The sequence below is a fragment of the Streptomyces sp. NPDC001027 genome (assembly GCF_040299045.1).
Classification (GTDB): Bacteria; Actinomycetota; Actinomycetes; order Streptomycetales; family Streptomycetaceae; genus Streptomyces.
Genome location: NZ_JBEPBI010000345.1, coordinates 1 through 6,336, shown reverse-complemented (window position 1 = coordinate 6,336; position 6,336 = coordinate 1). Strand labels below are relative to the sequence as shown.

The window sequence follows — 6,336 nt, the reverse complement described above, 5'->3', positions numbered from 1 at the left end:
CCCCGCCCGCCAACCGGGCGAGCGGGGCGGGCGGGACGGCATGGTGGGCGAGCCCGAAGTGACCGGGCCCGGAGACTGGTGGCCCGGAGCCAGGCAGGAGAGATCATGGACGACCGCAGGCGCCCGGGCTCCCCGGGCTCCGTGACCACCGGCGCGGACCGGGGAGCCGGCAATCGGGCCGGGGTGCTGGGCACCGCCCTCGCCGGCGTGCTCGCCTTCGCGCTCTCCTCCGGCTCGTGGCAGTGGTTCTCCACCTATCTGGGCGTCACCCTGCTCGCGGTGATCCTCTCCTTCACCCGCCCACCGGTCCCCACGCCCGGCGCGAGGTCGGAGTACCTGCGGGCCCTGAGCGCCTACTCGCTGGTCGTCGGCCTGTGCGTGGCCCTCGCGGTGGCGCCCGCCATGCAGCGGTGGGCCTGGTTCTTCCCCATGCCGGGCACCCGCGCCGAGTGCGCCCACCTGGGCAGCTACGCGGCGCTCCAGGCGCAGGCCGCCTTGGGCGACCTCGGCCACCTGGGCGGCCACGACGGCGCCGCGCTGGCGTACGCGCAGGACGACCAGAGTCGGCGCGCCGTCGACGACTGCCTGGCTTTCACGACGACGCTCTGGCTGCCCGTGTACGCGCTGGCGGCAGCCCTCCTCGCGGCGCTCGGCTCCTGGCTCGTGAGCAGGACCGCAGTGCTCCGGGGTCGGCGTGTCGCGGGTGACTGACCTACGTCCACGGTCCCTTTCTCGCACACCGCGCGAGGCGGTCAGCGGGGCGGGATCGGGAACAGCATGCAGCTGCTGGTGGCGTGGGCCAGCAGTCGGTCCTCGGAGTCGCGCAGCTCCGCCTGGGCGAGCGCGGTACGGCGGCCGCTGTTGAGGACGGTGCCGATGGCGCGGACCTTGCCCGTGTCCCTGGTGATCGCGCGCAGGAACTTCACGTTCAGGTCGAGCGAGGTGTAGCCCGTGCCCTGCGGCAGCACGGTCTGGACGGCGCAGCCGGCTGCGGAGTCGAGGAGCGTGGCGAAGACGCCGCCGTGGACGCTGCCGATCGGGTTGTAGTGCTCTTCGCCGGGCTCCAGCACGAAGACCGCCCGGCCGTGCTCGGCCTCCTCCAGGCTGAAGCCCAGGGCGGCGGCGATGGGCGGTCCCGGCAGCCGGCCGGCCAGCATCTCGCGGAGGAATTCGAGGCCGCTGTGCTCCCCGACAGCTCCGGCCGAGGCTGCCGGGTCCGACCATTCGAACGTTCGCGACCTGCGCATTCTCACTCCCATAACCCGCTGACTTCTGTAAGTGAAGTTAGCTGTGCGCTCCTCTGGCTGTCAATGACGAAGCCAGCCTAGGATGGGCGCATGAGGTGGCTGGAGACGAGCGCGGAGAACTGCACGGTCCATCGCACTCTGGACCTGATCGGCGAGAAGTGGTCGCTGCTGCTGATTCGGGACGCGATGAACGGCGTCCGGCGTTTCGACGACTTCCGGCGGCATGTCGGACTGTCCGAGGCCGTCCTGGCGGACCGGCTGCGCAAGCTGGTGGCGGCCGGGATCCTGCGGACCGTCGCCTACCGCGAACAGGGCCGCCGCACCCGGTACGAGTACCGGCTCACCCGCAAGGGCTGGGATCTGTGGCCCGCGATGATCGCCCTCAAGCAGTGGGGCGACCAGTACACGGCGGACCCGGAAGGGCCGCCCCTGGAGGTCCGCCATGCGGACTGCGGTGAGCCTCTGGGCGCGATGGTCGTCTGCGCGGAGGGCCACGGCCCGTTGAGTCCTTCGGAGGCCCGTACCCGCCCGGGCCCCTCGGCGCTGCCCCTCGCCTGACGGGCCCGGACGCGGCGTGGTGTCAGGCGGTCGGGCTGCCCGCGACCCACTCGCTCCACGGCATGTTCCAGTCGCTGAGACCGTTTCCCGGGGCCAGCATCATCTTGTCCTTGGAGTTCTTGACGATCACGAGGTCACCGATGATCGAGTGGTCGAAGAACCAGGCGGCGGGCTGTCGGTCGGTGCCGCCACCCCTGACGTCCTTCAGGCCCACGCAGCCGTGGCTGGTGTTGACCTTGCCGAAGACCGAGTCGCCGCCCCAGTAGTTGCCGTGGATGAACGTGCCCGAGTCGGTCAGGCGCATGGCGTGCGGTACGGCCTTGATGTCGTACGAGGGCCTGCCGTTCTTCTCCTTGAGGCCGACGCTCGCACCGTTCATGTGGATGTGGCTGAACTTCTCGGAGATCACCATCTGACCGTTGTACGTCGGGTGCTTGGCGCTGCCTGACGAGACCGGGATGGTTCTGATCGTCTTGCCGTTACGGACGACGGTCATCTGCTTGGTCTTCGCGTCCACGGTGCTGATCTGGCTCCGGCCGATCGTGAAGGTGACCGTCTTCTGGACGCCGTAGCGGGTGAGCGTGACGGTGACGGTGGAGCCGGGCTCCCAGTAGGTCTCGGGGCGGAAGTCGAGGCGGTGATCGCTGAACCAGTGACCGACGGCCTGCTGGCCGCTGCTGGAGCTGACCTGGATCTCCGACTGCACGGCGGCCCTGTCGCCGACCGCCCTGTCGAAGGTGACCGACACCGGCATGCCCACGCCGACGGTCGAGCCGTCCGCGGGGGAGAGGTGCCCGATGAAGTCGTTGGCCGGGGAGACCGTGGTGATCGTGGCGTTGCCGCTCGCCGAGCGTCCCTTGGCGTCCTTGGCCTCCGCGGCGATCTGGTACTCGGTGGCACGCTTCAGTTCGCCGTTCGGCTTCCAGGAGGAGCCGTCCGCGGACACGGTGCCCGGGACCTCGGCCCCGGTCGCGACGGCCGTCATGGTCACCTTGGTGAGCTTGCCCTTGTCGACGGTCACACCGACCGGGTCGTTCACCTCGACGTTGTGGGCGCCCTCCCCGGGCGTGATCACTATTCGGGCCTCGGAAGCCTCCACGGCGTCCGCCTGCTTCGCCCGCGCCGACGGTGTCGGGTGGTTCCCGGCATCGGCGGCGCCGGTGGCAGCGATGCTCGTACCGCCGAGGGCCGTGACCGCGAGTACGCCGCCAAGCACGCCGGTCGTAGCCAACAGTCCGGTGCGTCGTTTCCTCAGCATGATCAAGCACTACTCCCATGGCACGGTCTCTGGATCTCTGTGCTGATCACCGCAGAGGCGCGACCAGCCTTGAGACTACTTATAGACCGACCTATGTCCATAAATGGGTAAATTGTGGTGAAGGCCACCCGTCGCCGAATGCTTGCACGACGCAGCGGTCACGGTGTCGTTTCGGCTCCCGGCACCCCATGCGCTCCCTCGGTGTCCGTTGCAGCGGGTGCGTCCAGTGCGTCCCCTGCGTCCGCGGTGACGGCTGCGTCCCGCAGTGCGTCCAACAGGCCGCGCAGGGCGGGCTGTTCGAGGGCGATCTCCCGGACGGCCGCCGAGATCGCTCGGACCGGTTCCGGGTTGCGGACCGGCCGTACGACGACGCCGGGGTGCCGGTTGCGCAGCCCGAGCCGCGGCATCAGGGCGACGCCGAGGCCTGCCGCGACGAAGCCCTGGGCGGTGGCGTAGTCCTCGCTCTGGATGACGAAGTCGGGGCTGAAGCCCGCCGCCGCGCAGGAGTCGACGACGGGTTCGAGGCAGGGGCCGGGGGGCTCGCTGCCGACCCACTGCTCGCCGGACAGTTCGTGCAGGTCGACCACGTCCCTGCCCGCGAGCGGATGGCCCTTGGGCAGGACGGCGGCGTACGGATCGTCGAGGAGAGGGACGAGGCGGAAGCCGTTGCCCGCGCGGTCCCGCGACTGGACCACGACCGCCAGGTCGGCCCGGCCTCGCGCCACCTCCTGCAACGGGTCCAGCGGGTCGGTCAGTTCGAGGTCGACGCGGACGCCGGGGTGCTCGGCGCGCAGTCTGGCCAGGGCGGGCGCCACCAGCGTCGAGCCGGCCGTGGCGAAATACCGGACCGACAGCCTGCCGGTGCGTCCTGCGCGCAGGTCGGCGAGGGCGGTCTCCGCCTGGGAGACCGCCGCGCTGATCAGCGCGGCGTGCTCGGTGAGCAGGAGCCCGGCCGCCGTGGGGCGGACCCCGCGGCCGACCCGCTCCAGCAGCGCGGTGCCGGCCTGTTTCTCCAGCGCCGCCACCTGCTGGCTGACGGCGGACGGGGTGTAGCCCAGGTGCGCCGCGGCGGCGGTGACCGTGCCGCTGGTGACCACCGCGCGCAGGACCTGCAGTCGTCTCACATCAAGCATGTAGCTGAGCTTAACAGTATGGGTAGAACCATTTGCTTGTCCTCAAAGCCCGGCTGCGGCACCTTCATAGGAAAGGGCCAGGGCGGTACGAGAAACAGCCACCAGGTCACCGGACGCGGCAAGCGGAAAGCGGGGCAGCATGAACGACGGCAGTGGGGCGAGGAGCCTGTGGGGCGGACTGCGTGTCGCCGTGCTCGCTCTGCTGTGGGGCTCGACCTTCCTGTGGACCGAGCTGGCGCTGCGCGGGCTCTCCCCGTTGCAGGTCACGTTCGCGCGCTGCACCCTCGGCGCGGTCGTCCTCGTCGTCGCCTGCCGCGTGTCGGGGCGCCGACTGCCCAGGGGCGTCGCCGTCTGGCGGCACATCGTGATCGCGGCGTTCTTCTGCAACGCCCTGCCGTTCGCTCTGTTCAGTCTGGGGCAGCAGACCGTGGACTCCGGGCTCGCGGGCGTTCTGAACGCGACGACCCCGCTCTGGTCGATCGCCCTCGGTCTGGCCCTCGGCTCCGAGCGCGGGCTGCGGCCCGTACGCCTGGTGGGTCTCCTGCTCGGCTTCACCGGCACGATCGTCATCTTCGCCCCCTGGCAGACGGCCGGGGCCGGCGGCTGGGGCGCCCTCGCCATCCTGGGCGCGGCCGCGAGTTACGCCGTCGCGTTCACGTACATGGGCCGCACCCTGGTCCGCAGGGGAACGCCCACGATCTCGCTGTCCGCCGCCCAGCTCGTCGCCGCGAGCGGACTGAGCTCCCTCGCGGCGCCCGTCGGCGGCCTGGACGCGATCGAGCTCGGCCCGACGGTCCTCATCGCGGCCGTCGTCCTCGGCGTCTGCTGCACGGCGGCGACCTTCCACCTCACCTACCGGATCATCAACGACGAGGGTGCGACCAACGCCGCGGTCGTCGGCTATCTGTTGCCGGTCGTGTCCGTACTGCTGGGGGCCGTCGTCCTGGGCGAGGACCTGAGCGTACGGGTGGTGCTGGGGATGATCGTGGTGCTGGCGGGAGTGGGGATGACGCGGAGGCAGGGCGCGGCGGCGACCGACGGGGAGACGGCCGACCGAGAGGCGACTGACGGACAGGCGGCCGACGGAGAGACAGCGGACGGAGAGACCGTCGACGGAGTGGCGGTCGACGGAGAGGCGACAGTGACGCGGACCGGCCCGGAGGGGCACTCGGCCGACGCGCGGCGACCCGTCTTGGGGCGTGTCCGATGACCTCGGTCGCGCCCGGGCAACCAGGAGCCGGCCGGATGCGTCTTCTCGTTGACCGGTCTCATGACCGGTCAACGTGGGCGTCGTAGGTCCGCCCGCGTCGAGGCCCGTCAGAGACGATGGCGGGCCCCTCACACGAATGGAGAGTAGAGCGTGGTCGTGCTCATCCTGTCGGTCGCCCTTCTGCTCGTCATCGGCGGCTGCGTCTGCGTCTACTGGGAGGCCCGGGGGGACGCCCCTCGCTGGGCGCGAGGCGTCGCGAAGGCGACGCTGCTCGGCAGCGAGCTGGCCCGCAGCGCGAGCCGGGGTTCCCGCTCCCGGCAGAGCGGTGGCGACGACTGAGCGCTCTGCGGCCGGTCGACGCCGAGGCGACAGGGCCGCGCGCCCGATCCGTGGCGTGAGAAGCGCAGGTGGTGCGCCGCAGTCCGGCCCGTCGACCTGGGCGCCGTCCGCGGCGGACCGCGGGTGATCGCCGGTAGGCTGCGATGGTGCGCACGGTCGAGGTTTTGCTGGACGAGGCGGCGGACGCGGCCGTACGGGAGGCGTGGCGGCGGCTCGCGGATGCGGGTCTGCCCAGCCAGGCGCGCCACCGCTCTCCGACCAACAGCCCGCATCTCACGCTGGCCTCGTGCGAGGAGTTGACCGCTCCGATTCGCTGGGAGCTCGCCGAAGTGGCGGCCGCTCTGCCGCTGGCGGTGAGGTTCACCGGTGTGGTGCGCTTCGAGCGGCCCACCTCGGTGCTGGCGTGGGCGCTGGACCTCGACAGTGCGTTGGCCGGCCTGCACCGACGGGTGTGGGAGGCGGTCTCCGCGGACAGCGGTACCGAAGCCCTCAACCCATTCCACGAGCCCGGACGCTGGAGCCCGCACGTCACCCTCGGAAGGACCCGGCGGGCCGGCGCCTTCGCCGGCCGGCGGATCCCCGAGCTGCTGC

General features: G+C 71.3%; 8 protein-coding genes. 5 read left to right on the top strand and 3 right to left on the bottom strand.

The window, feature by feature from the left end; translation table 11 throughout:
- Nucleotides 1-105 precede the first annotated feature (105 nt).
- On the top strand, nt 106-711 hold the full coding sequence (locus tag ABT300_RS40115; protein WP_351686959.1) for a hypothetical protein: 606 nt from the start codon (nt 106-108) through the stop codon (nt 709-711).
- Nucleotides 712-752: 41 nt separating this feature from the next.
- On the opposite strand, the gene ABT300_RS40110 is transcribed toward ABT300_RS40115, so the two are convergent.
- Nucleotides 753-1,247, bottom strand: coding sequence for a PaaI family thioesterase (locus tag ABT300_RS40110; protein WP_351686955.1), 495 nt, complete (start codon nt 1,245-1,247; stop codon nt 753-755).
- A gap of 90 nt (nt 1,248-1,337) precedes the next feature.
- Between ABT300_RS40110 and ABT300_RS40105 the strand changes: the two genes are divergently transcribed.
- The gene (locus ABT300_RS40105) at nt 1,338-1,805 is read left to right on the top strand and encodes a winged helix-turn-helix transcriptional regulator (protein WP_351686952.1); all 468 of its coding nucleotides are present in this window, start codon (nt 1,338-1,340) and stop codon (nt 1,803-1,805) included.
- A gap of 22 nt (nt 1,806-1,827) precedes the next feature.
- Here the strand turns inward: ABT300_RS40105 and ABT300_RS40100 are convergent, their stop codons facing one another.
- Both ABT300_RS40100 and ABT300_RS40095 read right to left on the bottom strand, forming a co-directional pair.
- Nucleotides 1,828-3,063 (bottom strand): L,D-transpeptidase, encoded by a 1,236-nt coding sequence (locus tag ABT300_RS40100; RefSeq protein WP_351686949.1) that lies wholly within the window; start codon nt 3,061-3,063, stop codon nt 1,828-1,830.
- A 158-nt stretch (nt 3,064-3,221) separates the two neighbouring features.
- Entirely contained in the window at nt 3,222-4,196 is a 975-nt protein-coding gene (locus ABT300_RS40095; protein WP_351686946.1) for a LysR family transcriptional regulator, read from the bottom strand.
- A gap of 139 nt (nt 4,197-4,335) precedes the next feature.
- Between ABT300_RS40095 and ABT300_RS40090 the strand changes: the two genes are divergently transcribed.
- The 3 genes from ABT300_RS40090 to ABT300_RS40080 form a co-directional block, all read left to right on the top strand.
- Entirely contained in the window at nt 4,336-5,406 is a 1,071-nt protein-coding gene (locus ABT300_RS40090; protein ID WP_351686944.1) for a DMT family transporter, read from the top strand.
- Between the two features lie 150 nt (nt 5,407-5,556).
- Complete coding sequence (locus ABT300_RS40085; protein ID WP_351686941.1) at nt 5,557-5,745, top strand: hypothetical protein; 189 nt, start codon at nt 5,557-5,559, stop codon at nt 5,743-5,745.
- A gap of 143 nt (nt 5,746-5,888) precedes the next feature.
- The coding region (locus ABT300_RS40080) for a 2'-5' RNA ligase family protein (protein ID WP_351686938.1) at nt 5,889-6,336 on the top strand (448 nt) is incomplete at its 3' end.

What these genes read in the sequence shown, in the direction of transcription:
- ABT300_RS40115 (WP_351686959.1), top strand. Translation starts at nt 106, where the DNA reads ATGGACGACCGCAGGCGCCCGGGCTCCCCGGGCTCCGTGACCACCGGC.
- ABT300_RS40110 (WP_351686955.1), bottom strand. Translation starts at nt 1,247, where the DNA reads ATGCGCAGGTCGCGAACGTTCGAATGGTCGGACCCGGCAGCCTCGGCC.
- ABT300_RS40105 (WP_351686952.1), top strand. Translation starts at nt 1,338, where the DNA reads ATGAGGTGGCTGGAGACGAGCGCGGAGAACTGCACGGTCCATCGCACT.
- ABT300_RS40100 (WP_351686949.1), bottom strand. Translation starts at nt 3,063, where the DNA reads ATGCTGAGGAAACGACGCACCGGACTGTTGGCTACGACCGGCGTGCTT.
- ABT300_RS40095 (WP_351686946.1), bottom strand. Translation starts at nt 4,196, where the DNA reads ATGCTTGATGTGAGACGACTGCAGGTCCTGCGCGCGGTGGTCACCAGC.
- ABT300_RS40090 (WP_351686944.1), top strand. Translation starts at nt 4,336, where the DNA reads ATGAACGACGGCAGTGGGGCGAGGAGCCTGTGGGGCGGACTGCGTGTC.